At 62.4% G+C, this 15,014-nt stretch carries 12 protein-coding genes and 1 tRNA gene; 6 read left to right on the forward strand and 7 right to left on the reverse strand.

Annotation, left to right across the window (positions count from 1 at the left end; translation table 11 throughout):
- Positions 1 to 72 precede the first annotated feature (72 nt).
- Together edd and zwf are read right to left on the reverse strand one after the other, a co-directional pair.
- Complete coding sequence (gene edd / locus DM806_RS06145) at positions 73 to 1,914, reverse strand: phosphogluconate dehydratase (protein ID WP_179042343.1); 1,842 nt, start codon at positions 1,912 to 1,914, stop codon at positions 73 to 75.
- Positions 1,907 to 3,382: a glucose-6-phosphate dehydrogenase gene (gene zwf / locus DM806_RS06150; protein WP_179042344.1), complete on the reverse strand. Its 1,476-nt coding sequence runs from the start codon at positions 3,380 to 3,382 to the stop codon at positions 1,907 to 1,909. Before zwf ends, edd begins: the two co-directional genes overlap by 8 nt.
- A gap of 32 nt (positions 3,383 to 3,414) precedes the next feature.
- On the opposite strand from zwf, the gene DM806_RS06155 reads away from it, so the two are divergent.
- A complete protein-coding gene (locus tag DM806_RS06155) occupies positions 3,415 to 3,810 on the forward strand; it encodes a hypothetical protein (RefSeq protein ID WP_179042345.1) in 396 nt (131 codons plus the stop codon).
- Here the strand turns inward: DM806_RS06155 and DM806_RS06160 are convergent.
- Positions 3,795 to 4,223: a MerC domain-containing protein gene (locus tag DM806_RS06160; RefSeq protein ID WP_256869135.1), complete on the reverse strand. Its 429-nt coding sequence runs from the start codon at positions 4,221 to 4,223 to the stop codon at positions 3,795 to 3,797. The genes DM806_RS06155 and DM806_RS06160 overlap by 16 nt on opposite strands.
- Positions 4,207 to 4,353: a hypothetical protein gene (locus tag DM806_RS06165; RefSeq protein WP_179042346.1), complete on the reverse strand. Its 147-nt coding sequence runs from the start codon at positions 4,351 to 4,353 to the stop codon at positions 4,207 to 4,209. The genes DM806_RS06160 and DM806_RS06165 overlap by 17 nt, the downstream gene beginning before the upstream one ends.
- A gap of 63 nt (positions 4,354 to 4,416) precedes the next feature.
- Between DM806_RS06165 and DM806_RS06170 the strand changes: the two genes are divergently transcribed.
- From DM806_RS06170 to DM806_RS06190, 5 genes are all read left to right on the forward strand, one after another.
- Positions 4,417 to 4,501, forward strand: a tRNA-Leu gene (locus DM806_RS06170).
- Positions 4,502 to 4,792: 291 nt separating this feature from the next.
- Positions 4,793 to 6,193, forward strand: coding sequence for a TolC family protein (locus tag DM806_RS06175; RefSeq protein WP_256869136.1), 1,401 nt, complete (start codon positions 4,793 to 4,795; stop codon positions 6,191 to 6,193).
- Positions 6,190 to 7,917 carry an ATP-binding cassette domain-containing protein gene (locus tag DM806_RS06180; RefSeq protein WP_179042348.1) on the forward strand — a complete coding sequence of 576 codons (1,728 nt, stop codon included), beginning with the start codon at positions 6,190 to 6,192 and terminating at the stop codon, positions 7,915 to 7,917. Before DM806_RS06175 ends, DM806_RS06180 begins: the two co-directional genes overlap by 4 nt.
- Positions 7,914 to 9,215 carry an HlyD family type I secretion periplasmic adaptor subunit gene (locus DM806_RS06185; protein ID WP_179042349.1) on the forward strand — a complete coding sequence of 434 codons (1,302 nt, stop codon included), beginning with the start codon at positions 7,914 to 7,916 and terminating at the stop codon, positions 9,213 to 9,215. The genes DM806_RS06180 and DM806_RS06185 overlap by 4 nt, the downstream gene beginning before the upstream one ends.
- 315 nt (positions 9,216 to 9,530) lie before the next feature.
- The gene (locus DM806_RS06190) at positions 9,531 to 12,698 is read left to right on the forward strand and encodes a M10 family metallopeptidase (RefSeq protein ID WP_179042350.1); all 3,168 of its coding nucleotides are present in this window, start codon (positions 9,531 to 9,533) and stop codon (positions 12,696 to 12,698) included.
- A gap of 58 nt (positions 12,699 to 12,756) precedes the next feature.
- On the opposite strand, the gene pth is transcribed toward DM806_RS06190, so the two are convergent.
- The 3 genes from pth to DM806_RS06205 all read right to left on the reverse strand — a co-directional run bounded on the left by pth (position 12,757) and on the right by DM806_RS06205 (position 15,013).
- Complete coding sequence (gene pth, locus DM806_RS06195; protein ID WP_179042351.1) at positions 12,757 to 13,323, reverse strand: aminoacyl-tRNA hydrolase; 567 nt, start codon at positions 13,321 to 13,323, stop codon at positions 12,757 to 12,759.
- Positions 13,324 to 13,403: 80 nt separating this feature from the next.
- Positions 13,404 to 14,018, reverse strand: coding sequence for a 50S ribosomal protein L25/general stress protein Ctc (locus DM806_RS06200; RefSeq protein WP_179042352.1), 615 nt, complete (start codon positions 14,016 to 14,018; stop codon positions 13,404 to 13,406).
- Positions 14,019 to 14,131: 113 nt separating this feature from the next.
- Positions 14,132 to 15,013, reverse strand: coding sequence for a TraB/GumN family protein (locus DM806_RS06205; RefSeq protein WP_179042353.1), 882 nt, complete (start codon positions 15,011 to 15,013; stop codon positions 14,132 to 14,134).
- Between the last annotated feature and the right edge of the window lies 1 nt (position 15,014).

The raw sequence follows: 15,014 nt of genomic DNA on the forward strand, positions 1-15,014 counted from the left end.
CTGGGATCTCATGAGGCTGGGCCGTGCCCTTTCGCCAGAGATGCCAGCCTTCGCTGGCATGACGGGTGGAAATTACAGTTCGCTTTCCATCGCCGCCAGGATCGGCGACGCGCCTTGCTCGGCGAGGTCGCTATGATGGCGGAACAGGGCGAATAATTCGCGGCCGGTGTCATAGGGCGGGGGCGGGGCGGCGGGGATGTCCCGCGCCTCCCACGTCGCCGCATCGACCAGCGCATCGACCGCGCCGGTCTCCGCGCAGACCCTCACCATGTCGCCGTCGCGCAGCTTGCCGATGGCGCCGCCGCCCAGCGCTTCGGGCGAGAGGTGGATGGCCGCAGGCACCTTTCCGCTTGCGCCGGACATGCGCCCGTCGGTCAGCAGCGCCACCTTGAACCCGCGATCCTGCAACACGCCGAGCGCCGGGGTCAGCTTGTGCAGCTCGGGCATGCCGTTGGCGCGCGGTCCCTGGAAGCGGACGACGACCACGACATCGCGTTCCAGTTCGCCAGCCTTGAAGGCGCGCAGCACATCGTCCTGATCCTGGAAGACGGCGACGGGCGCCTCGATCGTCCAGCGTTCCTTATCGACCGCGCTCACCTTCATGACGCAGCGGCCCAGATTGCCCTGGAGCAGCTTCATCCCGCCATCGGCCTGGAATGGGTTGGACGCCGGGCGCAGCATGGCTTCATCGCGCGAGGCGGGAACGTCGTTCCACACCAGCGCCTCATTCTCCAGCACTGGTTCCTTACCGTAATCGGTCAGATCCTGTCGCGCGACGGTTGGAATGTCGCGATGGAGCAAACCTGCGTCGAGCAGTTCGCGGATGATGACCGCCATGCCGCCCGCCGCGTGGAAATGGTTCACGTCGCCCGAGCCATTGGGATAGACGCGCGCCAGCAGTGGCACCACGTCCGAAATCTCTGCGAAGTCGGTCCAGTCGATATGGATGCCCGCTGCCCGCGCGATGGCGGGCAGATGGATGGCATGGTTGGTCGAACCGCCCGTCGCCATCAGGCCGATGATCGCGTTGACGATCGCCTTCTCGTTCACGCAATGGCCGAGCGGGCGATAATCGTCATTTGGCTTGCCGTCTTTGGCCCAGCCGATATCCGCGATCCGGTGGGTTGCAGCTCGCGTCAGTTCGGTGCGCAGCTTCGTGCCCGGATTGACGAAGGCAGCGCCGGGCATGTGCAGGCCCATCATCTCCATCATCATCTGGTTGGAGTTGGCGGTGCCATAGAAAGTGCAGGTGCCCGCGCCATGATAGGAGGCGCTTTCGGACTCCAGCAGTTCATCCTTGCCGACCTTGCCCTCGGCATAGAGCTGGCGGATGCGGACCTTTTCCTTGTTGGCGAGGCCCGAAGGCATTGGACCAGCCGGGATCAGGATTGTCGGCAGATGACCAAAGCGCAGTGCACCGATCAGCAGGCCCGGCACGATCTTGTCGCAGATGCCGAGCAGCAGCGTGCCTTCGAACATCGCGTGGCTGAGCGATACGGCGGTCGATAGGGCGATGGTGTCGCGGCTGAACAGCGACAGGTCCATGCCGGACTGACCCTGGGTCACGCCGTCGCACATGGCCGGTACGCCGCCCGCAACCTGCGCCGTCGCGCCCACTTCGCGGGCCGCGATCTTGATCTGCTCGGGATAGCGGCCATAGGGCTGATGCGCCGAGAGCATGTCATTGTAGGACGTCACGATGCCGATATTCATCGCCGCGCCGGTGCGGATGACGGGCTTGTCCTCGCCACTAGCGGCAAAGCCATGGGCGAGGTTGCCACAGGATAATTGCGCACGATTGGTGCCGGCGTCGCGGCCTCGTTCGATCAGGTCGAGATATTTGAGGCGCGAAGCCGCGCTCCGCTCCACGATGCGGTCAGTGACCTTCGCGATCACCGGATGTAGATTATTCATGCCAGCTGGCTCCGTCACGTTCGATAAGGGCAATGGCCGAAGACGGACCCCAGTTCCCCGAAGAATAGGCGGCGGGCTTCACATTGGCCTCTTTCCACCCGTCGATGATCGAATCGATCCATGTCCACTGCGCCTCCACCTCGTCGCGGCGCACGAACAGGGTCGCGTTACCGGCGAGAAGGTCCAGGATCAGTCGTTCATAGGCGATACGGCGGCGCTGGCCGGCAAAGGCGGCGGTCAGCGACACGTCCAACGTCACCTCCTCCAGCCGCACCTGCTGTTCCAGTCCAGGCCTTTTGCTCATGATCTGGAGGCGGATATATTCCTCCGGTTGCAGGCGGATGACCAGCGTGTTCGGCTCCAGTCCCGTCCCCCCACCGGCATTCTGTCCGTCACGGCCGAAGATGCTGTGGCGCACCGGCTTGAACTGGATCACGATCTCGGACTGGCGGGCGGGCATCCGCTTGCCGGTGCGCAGGTAGAAGGGCACGCCCTGCCAGCGCCAATTGTCGACATAGGCCTTCAGCGCGACGAAGGTTTCGGTGTCGGACGGCTTGCCCAGTTCATCGGCATAGCCGGTCACGATCTGTCCCTGCACCGCGCCCGGCGTATATTGGCCGCGCACGCTGTGGGTCTTGACCGTCTCGTCGGTCATCGGGCGGAGCGACCGCAGCGCCTTCACCTTCTCGTCGCGCACGGAGGTCGGGTCCATGCGGGCGGGTGGCTCCATGGCGATGATCGACAGGATCTGGAGCATGTGATTCTGCACCATGTCACGCAGCGCACCGACACCGTCATAATAGGAGACGCGGCCTTCCAGGCCGACCGTCTCACCGACGGTGATCTGCACATGGTCGATCGCCGTGGCGTTCCACAGCGGTTCGAACATGACATTGCCGAATCGCAGGGCGAGCAGATTCTGGACCGTTTCCTTGCCCAGATAATGATCGACGCGGAAAATCTGGTCTTCGGCGAACAGGGCGCCGATGCCGTCATTGACCTGCCGGGACGAAGCGAGATCCTTGCCGATCGGCTTTTCCATCGCGATCCGCGTCCTGGGCGTGATCAGGCCTGCATCGGCCAGCCCCTGCGCGGTCGGCGCGAACAGGGATGGCGGCGTCGACAGATAGACCGACAGGCCGCGCTCCAGCCTGCCATCGACCCGTTCGGCCAGCGCGGCGAACTGCGCGGCGTTACCGGCCTCGACCGGCTGATACTGGATCATGGTACGGAATCGCTCCGCCACCTCCGCCTCATAGCGGTCGGCGGGCAGGAACTGCTGCAAGGCAGCGCAGACATCGCCCCGGAAATCCTCGTCGGACATGTCCGACCGGCCGGAAGCAATGATCAGGAAGTCGTCGGGCAACAGCCCGTCGGACAGGAGATTGTAGAGCGACGGAAAAATCATGCGGCGGGCAAGGTCGCCCGTGGCGCCGAATAACAGAAACGTGGCAGACGGCTCGGTCAAAGGAAGATCCTTCTCCGTTTTTGAAGTTGTCTATGTCTGCACGATGCGGCCCTTATAGCGAGCGCGGATCGTTACGCAAGAAGGCTATCGAGCATGCTGGTCTGCCGCAACATAATGCTCCGGCGATCCTGTCGATCCTTCGAACCTTCGCCTTTCTCCTGGCGCTTGCCGCTAGGGCTGGGCTGGTGGTGGGCGGATTCGGTTGCGGCCGCACTCATCTCGATCGACATCATCAACGATGGAATAAAGGCGCTACGGTCTTCCACGGAGGAACTGGTCGATGGTTCGCCGAGGTGCATGGCCATGTCGGGCCGCGCGAGCCGGTCGACGCCAATGCGCACTGGCCCGCCGAGGAAGAGCGGCTATGGCGATTGGCGCAGGTCAGCTTCATCCCGCCACGCCTGGACCCGGATCAGGTCGACGGCTGATGTCCTGCCCTGCTGCGTCGCCAGTTGAGGATATTGGCCAGCGCCAGCAGCGTACTTCCCGCAACCGTCCAAGCCACCTCGTTCAACGCGCCCTCCACCAGCAAAGCGCCGACGCTCATCAGGATAAGGCCCGAAAGGCCCAGCCACAGTGGGCGCCGCCATCCATGGACGCGCCATCCCTGGAGCAGCGCGAACAGGCTGGTCGGCGCGGCCAGCGCCAGCATAATGCCATGAAAGGATTCGCCGGGATCGATCCGGCTTGCAAAAGCGGGGAGCAGGGCGAAGAGCAGGGGCAGGCCAAGGCAGTGCAGGGTGCAGAGCGAGGAGGCGCAAAGCGCAAAACCATCCAGCCATTGGTTTGCCGACTTTTGCCCGCTTGCCGCTGGCTGATCTTCGTCAAAGGAAATCATCATCGATCCAAAATGATATAATGTTACATTCATGACGCAAATGGGTTTCGATGCGCGGGCTGTCAACCGGGCCGTCATGGCTTTCGTCCACCGATCCGATTTTCGGCTGGACGCCTGCGATGGATTTTGCCATTTGGCGGCTCCAGGCCGGTGGACGGGATTCATTTCTCCCATCCGTGGCCCCATTGTGTTTCGTGCGGGTGTGGTGAAATTGGTAGACGCGCCGGACTCAAAATCCGGTTCCGCAAGGAGTGTCGGTTCGAGCCCGACCACCCGCACCATCATAGTGACGCGACAATGCAGGTCGCCGTTTCCCGCCGGTAAAGCCGGGATGACATGCCCGATTTGAATGACCATTGGCTTCGGCTTGTCCGCGAACCACGTTGCGCGCCATTCTGACATCAGGCATATAGATGGCGGGCCGCGCTCGCACATGATGTCTCTTCCGACAAGGAACGACCATGTGGGGGAGGGAATTTGCGTGGTGTTGGGGTGTCAGGCTTTTGTCGAAGGAAACACGGCCTTGGGGAAGGCTGGCCATAGGTGCTGGATGGATGCCGGCGATAGGTGCCATGGCAGCTGTCCTGACGTGGTCTGGATCTGGTCTCGCTGCGGAGGCTCAACCAAATCTGTTACTTCCGCCTAATCCCGAGCCTTTTTCCAATCCTGTCCGCTCCGATCCGCTGCTGGATCTTGCAAGGCAGGTCGGGCCCGTCGCGCCCTTCCGCGAAGAAGTGCAGGCTGCCGTTCAGACCAATGCCCTGCTCGACGAAGCGCGCGCGGGCGAGCGTGAGGCGGAGGCCGCGCGCGTGCAGGCCCGATCGGCCCTGTTCCCCAGCGTCGACCTGACAGTGGATGCGAATCGCTCCTTCGCTCGCAATTTCGCCAATGATCCCGGCAATATCATCGAACGATCCCGGCCGGCGGGACGAACCGACGCTTCGGCATCCGTCCGCCAGCGACTGCTGGATTTCGGTGCGACCTCCAGCCGTATCAATGCTGGTAATGCGCGGGTCGAGGCGGCCCGGACGGCGACGCTGGGCTATGGCACGGACGTAGCGCTCCGGCTCGTGACCGCCTGGTATTCCATCCTCGCGCAGCGGCTGATGGAGCAGGCGGCGATCGAATATGCCCAGCGCCAGACGCAATTGCGTGCTGCGGTCGAACGGCGCATCACGCAGGGCTTTTCCGCCAGGGGCGACTTGCCCCGGATCGACAGCTCGATCGCGACTATCCAGACCCGCCTCGCCAACTTCCGCCGCGACCGCGCCAGTGCGGAGGCGCAATATCGCGCGATCGCCGGGCATGATGTGCCCGACAATCTGATGCGCGTGCCTTTGCCCTCTGTCGACGCCTTGGATCATGAGACGCTGGAGGCACTGGTCCTGCGTTCACCGGCTGTCGAAAAGGCCGATGCCGAAGCACGCGCCGCCCGGCAGGAATCCCGTGCCGTCCGGGCGGAACGCCTGCCGACCATTGCTGCGGGCGTTGATGCCGGGCGCTATGGCGTGTTCGAAAATAGCGGCGACTATGATGTGCGCGGCCGCCTGATCCTGCGCGCGCAGATCGGGGCAGGTATCAACGCCAGGGCGGATCAGGCGACGGCACGTGCCGACGGTGCGGATGCCTATGCTTCGCGGATACGGCGCGAGGCGTTACGCGACGCGGAAATGGCCTGGTCGGACGTGAAGGGGCTGGACGAACAATTTACCGCTGCGGAGGCCGCCTATCTGGCCAGCCGCACCAATCGCGACGTCTACGCTACCAGGTTCGCGACGTCGGGTGGCACCCTGTTCGACCTGATCAATTCCGAAGATAATTATTTCTATTCCATCGCGACCTATGTCCAGACGCTGGCGGAACGCGACCTGTCGCGCTTCATCCTGCTGGCCAGGGCCGGACGGTTGCTGGACGATCTGTCGATTCGGGTGGACCCGGCCGACGGGCGCAATGACGGGAACCCCATGCCATGACCGAAGAACCGTTGCTCGCCACCACCAAGGCCCGCTTCGCCCCCTGGCTGATCGAACCGATGCTCCGCAACAGGGCGATCTACCTGAAGGTCGCGATCGCGGCGGCGCTGATCAATATCTTCGGCCTCGTCTCCTCGCTCTTCACCATGACCGTCTATGACCGCATCGTGCCCAATGACGGGTCATCCTCGCTGATCGGCCTCAGCATCGGTCTGGTCTTCGTCATCATCTTCGATTTCGTGCTACGGTTGCTGCGCGTCTATTTCGTCGACATCGCCGGCGCCAATATCGACCATGATGTCGGTGAAACCCTGTTTGCGCGCCTGCTGGCGCTGCGACTGGACAAGAGGCGCGGATCGACCGGCACGCTGACCGGCCTGATGCGCGAACTGGAAACGCTGCGCGATTTCTTCGCGTCTGTCACGCTCACTGCGATCATCGACGTGCCCTTCATCATCGTCACCCTGTCGGTGATCGCGCTGCTGGGCGGTGTGCTCGTTCTGCTGCCGTTGGCGATGGTCCCGCTGGTGATTGGCGCAGGGCTGCTCGCCACGCCGGCGCTAGACCGGCTTTCCGCGCGCAGCCTGGGGGACGGCCTCACCAAACAATCGGTGCTGGTGGAGGCGATCGGCAGCCTGGAGACGGTGAAGGCGATCGGCGCCGGACCGATGCTGACCCGCCGCTGGCAGGCCGCGCTCATCAGCCATTCGGAAAGCTCGCTGGGCCAGCGCCTCGCCGCCGCCATACCGATGACCGTCGCCAGCAGCGCATCGACCATCGCCTATTGCGGTATCGTCATCGCCGGCGTCAGCCAGTTGCGCAATCATGAGATCACCACCGGCGCGCTGCTTGCCTGCTCGATCCTGTGCGGCCGTGCGCTCGCCCCGCTGGCGCAGATCGCGACCCTGCTTTCCCGCCTGTCGGCCACGCGCGTGGCCTATCGTCAGATCAACGCGCTGATGGAGACCCCGACCGAGGGGCCGCAGGGCGATGCGTTGCATCCGGCCCGACTGGAGGGCGGGATAGAATTGCGCAATGTTTCCTTCCGTTATCCCGGCGCGCCCGAAAAAGCGCTGGAAGGGGTCAGTCTCGCCATCAAGCCGGGCGAGCGGGTCGGCTTTCTGGGCCGGGTCGGATCGGGTAAGTCGACCCTGGCGCGGCTGGTCCTCGGTCTCTATGAGCCCGAGGAAGGCGTGGTGCTGATCGATGGCGTCGATGTGCGCCAATATGACCCGATCGAATTGCGCAAGCTGATAGGCGCGGGGATGCAGGACAATGTGCTGATCGCGGGATCGGTGCGTCAGAATATCTGCCTCGACCGCGCCGGCGTCGAGCAGGAGGAGATGATCCGCGCGGCCGAGATCAGCGGCACCCATCGCTTCATGGGGCAGATCGCCAACGGCTATGATCTGCGCCTCGCCGATCGCGGCGACGGCCTGTCGGGCGGTCAGCGCCAGTCGATCGCCATCGCCCGCGCCATTGCGGGGCGTCCGCCGATCCTGATCTTCGACGAGCCTAGCAGTTCGATGGACGCGCAGACCGAAACCGATCTCATTGCCCGGCTCCAGCCCGAAGTGAAGGGGCGCACCCTGTTGCTCATCACGCATCGGACCTCGCTGCTCACCATGGTCGACCGCATCGTCGTGCTCGATCGGGGCAAGATCGTCGCCGACGGCCCGCGCGATGCGGTGTTGCAGCGTCTTACCCGGGGGAAAGCGGCATGAGCGCCGAACTGCCGTTTCTGCCCGAGACGACGATCAAGCCGCGCGTGCCGGCCAATATCATCCTCTGGATCATCGCCGCATTCTTCCTGATCTTCCTGGTCTGGGCCTGGCTGACCGAGATTGACCGGACCGTCCGTGCCGTCGGCAAGGTCATCCCCAGTTCGCAACTCCAGGTCATTTCCAATCTGGAGGGCGGGGTGGTCGAGTCGATCCTGGTCCGCACCGGGCAGGAGGTGAAGCGCAATGCGCCTCTGGTCCGCCTCAGTCCGGTCCAACCCGGCGCCGAACTGGAAAGCAACCGCGCCGGTAGCGATGCGCTTCAGTTCAAGATCGCCCGGCTGGAGGCGGAGATCGCTGGCCGCACGCCCATTTTCACGCAGGCGCGCAATCCCCTGATGGCCAGCCAGATTGCGGTGGAGCAGAGCCTTTACCGATCGCGCATGGCCGAACTGGCGAGCATCAACAATGTCGCTGCGGCTCGCGTTGCCCAGGCCCAGCGCGCCATCGCAGAGGCAAGTGCGGCCGAAGACGCGCGCATTTCGGCCCGCGAAACCGCACGCGCCGACCTCGACCTCATCCGACCATTGGTGCAGGAGGGGATCGAGCCGCGTCGATCGCTCCTCCAGGCACAGAACAGCTTCGCCGTGTCGAGCAGTGAGGCGGCGGGCGCTGCGGCGGCGCTTGGTCGGGCACGTTCGGTACTCGCAGAATCGCAGGCCAGCGCGCAGCAGCAGAAGCGCGACTGGCTGGCGCGCGCCGCCGATGACCTGACCGCCGCGCGCGCCGACATGTCGGTGCGTCAGGCGACGATGCCCGCCTATGAATATAAGCTCACCCGAACCGTGGTGCGTGCGCCGGTCGATGGGCGCATCAACCGCGTATTCGTGACGACCGTGGGCGGCAGTGTGCGTCCCGGTGATCCGCTGCTCGAAATGGTGCCCGGTCGCGACAGCCTGTTGATCGAAGCGGCCGTCGCCGCCAAGGACATCGCCTCGGTCAAGCTGGGGCAGAAGGCGAAGGTGCAGATCTCCGCCTATGACAGTGCAATCTATGGTTCGATGGAAGGCAATGTCGTAGCCATCTCACCCGACGCAGTCGTGAACGAGCGTACCGGCGACAGTCATTATCTCGTCCGGGTACGCACGAAGGCCGATGCCATCACGGACGATTCGGGACGACGATTGGCGATCGGTCCCGGCATGGGCGCCGATGTCAGCCTGCTAGGCGATAAGCGGTCGATCCTCGCCTATATCCTGACGCCCTTGACTCGCCTGAGCGAGACGGCGTTCCGGGAATAGATGCCCGGCAGGATCATAGTTTTCGTCATGTCGATGGCGAATATTGCCTCTGGCTCTGTCGAATCGTTAGGGGAGGCAATCATATATTCCGAGTATATGGTGAGTGATCCATGAACTGATCGAATATAAACTGGTTTATAATTTTAATTTAAACGAACGTTTTCAAATATATGGCGACATAGAATTTTCTGCGATATTGAAAATATTGCCGCATGTGGCGCTTGGCAGCCTGATGAAATGATGCCATTACATCGCCCATAGCGGTCGCCAAAGGCACAATGAACGTGTCATCCCAAGCTTAAAGCAGGAGGATGTATGCTCAAGGTCACAGGGGCTGGACCGACTAAGGTTCTGTTGAATCAGGACGACAATTCCCAATCCAACAACTCGCTTGCCTATTCGCTCGGCACCGCGTCCGATCTTTGGTCGCTCGTCGGCAATGCCCAGGTTCGCAGCGACATATTATTGCTTTATCCGCAGGACGTGATGACACCGCCGACGACGGGGGCGAGCGCGAGCCTGCCGCAGGACAATGGCAGCGCCTCGACCACCGCGGCGCAGGGTGGCACCGGCGATGCGAAGATCGATGGCATTTTGAGCGGCGTAAAATGGGCCGGCGCCATCACCTATGCCGACACCGACTCCCCCGCTGATTATCAGGCCGGCTATTTCTCCGACGGCGACGGCGACGGCGTCAGTGCGCAGAATGAAGGTTTTTCGCAGTTTTCCGCGTTGCAGATGCTGGCCATGCACACGGCGCTCAATCAGGCGGCTTACACGCAGCCCTTGGCAGCGACGGCCTTTTCGATCGAGGCGTTCACCAATCTCGACATTACCTATGCCGGCGCGGGCGTGAGTACGGCGACCATTCGCGGCGCCAATTCGGACGATCCCGGTACGGCCTACGCCTATTATCCCGACAACAGCATCTATGGCGGCGACACCTTCTTCGGCAATTATTATGATACCGTCCTGGGCGGTCTCTACTCGCTGAAGACGCCGGTGGCCGGCAACTATGCCTGGCACACGATGTTTCATGAACTGGGCCATTCGCTCGGCCTGAAGCATGGCCAGGAAACCGGTGGCCCCAGCAATGTCGCGCTACCCACGGCCTGGGATTCGATCGAATTTTCGGTCATGACCTATCGCAGCTATGTCGGTGCGCCGCTGAGCGGCTACAGCTATGAAGAATGGGGCGGTCCGCAGAGCTTCATGATGCTCGACATAGCGGCGCTGCAGACCATGTATGGCGCTGATTATTCGGTCAATGCCGGCGACACCACCTATATGTGGAGTCCGACAAGCGGCGAGACCTATATCGACGGAGCGCTGGCGATCGATCCGGGTGGCAACCGCATCTTCGCGACCATCTGGGACGGCGGCGGCGTCGATACCTATGACCTGTCCAACTATACGAGCAATCTGACGCTGGATCTCAACCCCGGCGGCTATTCGGTCTTCAGCACCGCTCAGTTGGCCTATCTCGGCAACAATGGCAGCGATGTCTATGCCCGGGGCAATATTTTCAATGCGCTGCTGTTCGGCGGCGATAGCGCATCGCTGATCGAAAATGCCACGGGTGGCACGGGTAGCGACACGATCACCGGCAATGACGCGAACAATGTGCTGCGCGGCAACGGCGGCAGTGACCTCATCAACGGCGGCTACGGCGACGACACGCTGTATGGCGGTGACGGCAATGACGTGCTGGACGGCGGCTACGGGACCGACACCATTTATGGCGGCAACGGAAACGACATCATCTATGGCAGCTGGACGACGGATACCGTCTATGGCGAGGGCGGCAATGATGTGTTCGTCATCCGCCAGGATGGTTCGGGCACGGAATTTGGCGACAATACAGATGGTGGCAGCGGGACGGACCGGCTCGACCTCAGCCTGATCGCTACCACCTATGGCGCGATCGTCGATCTGGCTGCCGGAACCTGGCAGTATAACCCCCTCTATGGTGGCCCGTGGACGATCACGGCGGTCGAGAATGTCGATGGTACCCAGCTTGCGGACGTCATCACCGGCAGCAACGCCAATAATGTGCTGAATGGCAATAGCGGCGACGATCTGATTCTCGGCGGGGCCGGCAACGACACGATCAACGGCGGCGACGGCAATGACCAGTTGCGTGGCGGCGCCGGCAATGATGTCTTCGACGGCGGCAGCGGCCAGGATCTCTTTTATGGGGAGGATGGCAATGACACGCTGAAGATCGTCAACGGCTGGAATGGCGGATATGGCGAGGTGTTCATTGGTGGCGCCGGCATCGATACGTTTGATTTCACGGGTACGTCTGGACTGAATGCCACGGTGAACCTTGCTGATGGACTGTTCGAGGACAGCAACTTTCCAGGCTATGGCATTTCGCTGGCCAGCGTGGAAAATGTGACGGCTGGTGCCGGGGCCGACAGCATTACCGGCTCCGGTGAGGTCAACGTTATTAACGGTAACAACGGCAATGATGCCCTTTACGGCCTTGCCGGAAATGATTCTCTGTTCGGCGGAGAAGGCAATGACGTGCTGGATGGCGGCGAAGGCGTCGACATCATGAACGGCGGCAACGGTAACGACGTCTATTACGTTAATACACAAAGTGACAATGTTGTGGAGAGTTCCTCCACCGGCGGCAATGACACGGTCTATTCGTCCGTGACCTATGGCTTGGGCGGCCGTAACGTCGAAACCCTGACGCTAACGGGTACGTCGAACTCCTCTGCGACTGGCAATGGTGTGGCGCAGACTTTGAATGGCAATAGCGGCAATAACAAACTGGTCGGTCTTCAAGGTAATGATGTGCTCAACGGCAACGATGGAGCGGATATTCTGCAAGGTGGTGCTGGCAACGATACGTTGAACGGGGGGGCAGGCGTTGATACGGCGGATTATACAGACGCGACAGCCGGCGTGACCGTCAGTCTGTCAGCCTCTGGCGCGCAGGCGACCGGAGGCTCGGGTAGCGATACGCTCAGCGGCATTGAAAATGTAACTGGGTCTGGCTTCAACGACGTGTTTACCGGCAGTTCTGCGAACAATGTGATGAAAAGCGGCGCTGGCAACGACAATCTGAATGGCGGTGGTGGTGACGATACGCTTGATGCTGGAGGCGGTAACGACTTCCTGAATGGCGGATCGGGATCAGACACTCTAACCGGTGGTCTGGGTAATGATATTTTCGCTTTCTTTAATGGATTGGGAGCGACGAACGTCGACACCATCGTTGATTATGCTGTCGCCAACGACGTGATCGAACTGGCCTCGGCTGCATTTGGTGGATTGCCGGTAGGTACGCTTGCCGCCGCGGCTTTCCAGATCGGCGCGGCCGCGGCGGATGCTAGCGACCGCATCATCTACAATAGCGCGACCGGCGCACTGCTGTTCGATGCGGACGGTACAGGCGCCACGGCCGCTGTGCAGTTCGCAAGCATCTCGACGGGTCTTGCGATGACCAATGCGGAATTTGTGATCGTCTAAAAGGGGAAGGGCGGTTTCCGTCCAGGAGAAGGCGCCCGGTACCCGCCGGGCGTCCTTTTCATGCCAGCCGCAATGCGACCTCGTTCATGAAGCGGGCGTCGTCATTCTTCGCCAGCCATTCCGCCTCCGCGCCGATTGCGCCCAGCATGTCGGCCAGTGCGTCCATTTCGGCTTTGGCGTAATTGCCCAGCACATAGCCATGGACCTTATCCTTGTGCCCCGGATGACCGATGCCGATCCGCACCCGACGGAAGGCCGCGCCGATATGTGCGTCGGTCGATCGCAGTCCATTGTGCCCCGCATTGCCCCCGCCGCGCTTCACCTTCACCTTCATCGGCGCGAGGTCGAGTTCGTCGTGGAAGACGGTCACATCCTGCGGCGTCAGCTTGTAGAAGCGCATGGCTTCGCCGATCGATCGGCCGCTTTCGTTCATGAAGGTCGCTGGCTTCACCAGCAGGATTTTCTCCGGCCCAATCCGGCCTTCCTGCACCCAGCCCTGAAACTGCTTCTTCGGCGGGGAGAAGCGATACATGTCGGCGATCAGGTCCGCGACCATGAAGCCGACATTGTGCCGGTGCATCGCATATTGCTGCCCCGGATTGCCCAGGCCGGCCCAGATCTGCATGAACATCCTCCAGAAACGCAAAACCCCGCCCGAGCGTGGCTCGAACGGGGTTGAGCAAAAACCTTGCGGCTGGAAAAGGCTTATTCGCCTTCGGCCGGGGTTTCGGTGTCGCCTTCGGCGCTCTTGAGAGCCGAGGGAGCAACGATGGTGGCGATGGTGAAGTCGCGATCGTCGATCGCGGTCTTCGCGCCCTTGGGCAGCGTCACCGCGCTGATGTGGATCGAATCGCCCACTTCGAAGCCCGACAGGTCGACAACGACGTCTTCGGGAATCTTGGCGGCGTCGACGACCAGTTCGATGTCGTGACGGACGACGTTCAGCACGCCACCCTTCTTCAGGCCCGGCGAAGCGTCTTCATTCTCGAAGCGCACGGGGACCGCGACGGTCACGGTGGCATGTTCCGAAACGCGCAGGAAGTCGGCGTGCAGCGGACGGTCGGAGACGGGGTGGAACGCCACGTCCTTGGCCAGAGTGCGGACGGTCTTGCCGCCGACTTCGACCATGATGACCGAATTGAAGAAGTGGCCGGTGCCGAGCTGCTTGTTGAGGAGCTTTTCCTCGACGTGGATCGACAGGGGTTCTTCATTGTTACCGTAGATGACGGCGGGTACGCGGCCCTCGCGGCGGAGAGCGCGGGAGGCTCCCTTGCCTGCCCGATCGCGTGCCTCGGCCGACAGCGTAAGCTGCTCGCTCATTGCGTGTCTCCAAAAGCAAATTGATACAAGTTTCCCGCCACGCCTCCAGGGATGACCATCGCGGGAAGGCGGCCCTTTACCAGAAAAGGACGGAAAGGCAAGGGGCAGGCTGTTCACTGCACCCGCGTGATCGTGAATCCCTGCGCCTTCAGCAGGTCGATCAGATTCTGCCGCCCGGTCAGATGGCCCGCGCCCACAGCGATGAAGGGCCGTCCCTTCATCGGCTCGATCGCCTTCGCCCAATCGCGGTTGCGCGCGACCAGCACGGCTTCCTCGACCACAGGGTCGGGCTGTTCGCCATTCTGGTCTTCCTTCGCGATCGCGTCCATGTCGCCATGGACCCAGGCCTTGAGGATGCGGTCATACAGCGCCTTCATATCCTTGGCCTCATGCACCGTCTGCACCAGCAGCTTGGCTTGCGCCGCCTCGGGCAGGGTGTCGAAGGCACTGAATTGCCGCTCCACCGTCTCCAGCCCTTCGATCGGCTTGCCTGCCTTCTTGAAGGTCGAGATCAGTACCGGTTCCACGCCGTCATCCTGGCTGACGCCCAGACCCTGCTGGTTCGCAGCGGACAGGAGCATCGCCGCCGCCCAGCTTTCATAGCCCGACAGCAGTTGCGAACTGGTCCCGCCGTCACTCAACGCCTTGAGCAGCGGGGCCTTCTCCGCCTCCGGCACGCGCGCTTCCAGCGGCGGCAGGTCCGGGCTGCGACCCATCTGCTCGAACAGGCCCAGCGTCTTCTGCTCGTCCTGCAAGTCCGCCGCCTCCAATACCAGCCGGTCGGCCTGTCCCATGGCGTCCTTGATCGCCGGCGTGTCCCAGGCGATGCCGCTCGGCAGGACATGGATCGTCCCGAACAGCCAGCCGTTCAACTCGCCGCGCTGCACCTGCCACAGGGCCGGGCCGCCCTGCGCCGGCGGCTGTTCAGGCGCTTTGCTACAGGCCGCGACCAGAGTAAGCGCGAAGAAGGCGAGGAAGCGCGTCATCAACCGCATC

The organism is Sphingobium lactosutens, from assembly GCF_013393185.1.
GTDB classification, from domain to species: domain Bacteria; phylum Pseudomonadota; class Alphaproteobacteria; order Sphingomonadales; family Sphingomonadaceae; genus Sphingobium; species Sphingobium lactosutens_A.

Excerpts from the sequence above, each read along its gene's own strand:
- DM806_RS06185 (WP_179042349.1), top strand. The coding sequence starts at position 7,914 with ATGAGCGCCGAACTGCCGTTTCTGCCCGAGACGACGATCAAGCCGCGC.
- pth (WP_179042351.1), bottom strand. The coding sequence starts at position 13,323 with ATGCAGATCTGGGCCGGCCTGGGCAATCCGGGGCAGCAATATGCGATG.
- DM806_RS06160 (WP_256869135.1), bottom strand. The coding sequence starts at position 4,223 with ATGATGATTTCCTTTGACGAAGATCAGCCAGCGGCAAGCGGGCAAAAG.
- edd (WP_179042343.1), bottom strand. The coding sequence starts at position 1,914 with ATGAATAATCTACATCCGGTGATCGCGAAGGTCACTGACCGCATCGTG.
- DM806_RS06190 (WP_179042350.1), top strand. The coding sequence starts at position 9,531 with ATGCTCAAGGTCACAGGGGCTGGACCGACTAAGGTTCTGTTGAATCAG.
- DM806_RS06205 (WP_179042353.1), bottom strand. The coding sequence starts at position 15,013 with ATGCGGTTGATGACGCGCTTCCTCGCCTTCTTCGCGCTTACTCTGGTC.
- DM806_RS06175 (WP_256869136.1), top strand. The coding sequence starts at position 4,793 with ATGGCAGCTGTCCTGACGTGGTCTGGATCTGGTCTCGCTGCGGAGGCT.
- DM806_RS06180 (WP_179042348.1), top strand. The coding sequence starts at position 6,190 with ATGACCGAAGAACCGTTGCTCGCCACCACCAAGGCCCGCTTCGCCCCC.
- DM806_RS06165 (WP_179042346.1), bottom strand. The coding sequence starts at position 4,353 with ATGGCAAAATCCATCGCAGGCGTCCAGCCGAAAATCGGATCGGTGGAC.
- DM806_RS06200 (WP_179042352.1), bottom strand. The coding sequence starts at position 14,018 with ATGAGCGAGCAGCTTACGCTGTCGGCCGAGGCACGCGATCGGGCAGGC.
- DM806_RS06155 (WP_179042345.1), top strand. The coding sequence starts at position 3,415 with ATGTCTGCACGATGCGGCCCTTATAGCGAGCGCGGATCGTTACGCAAG.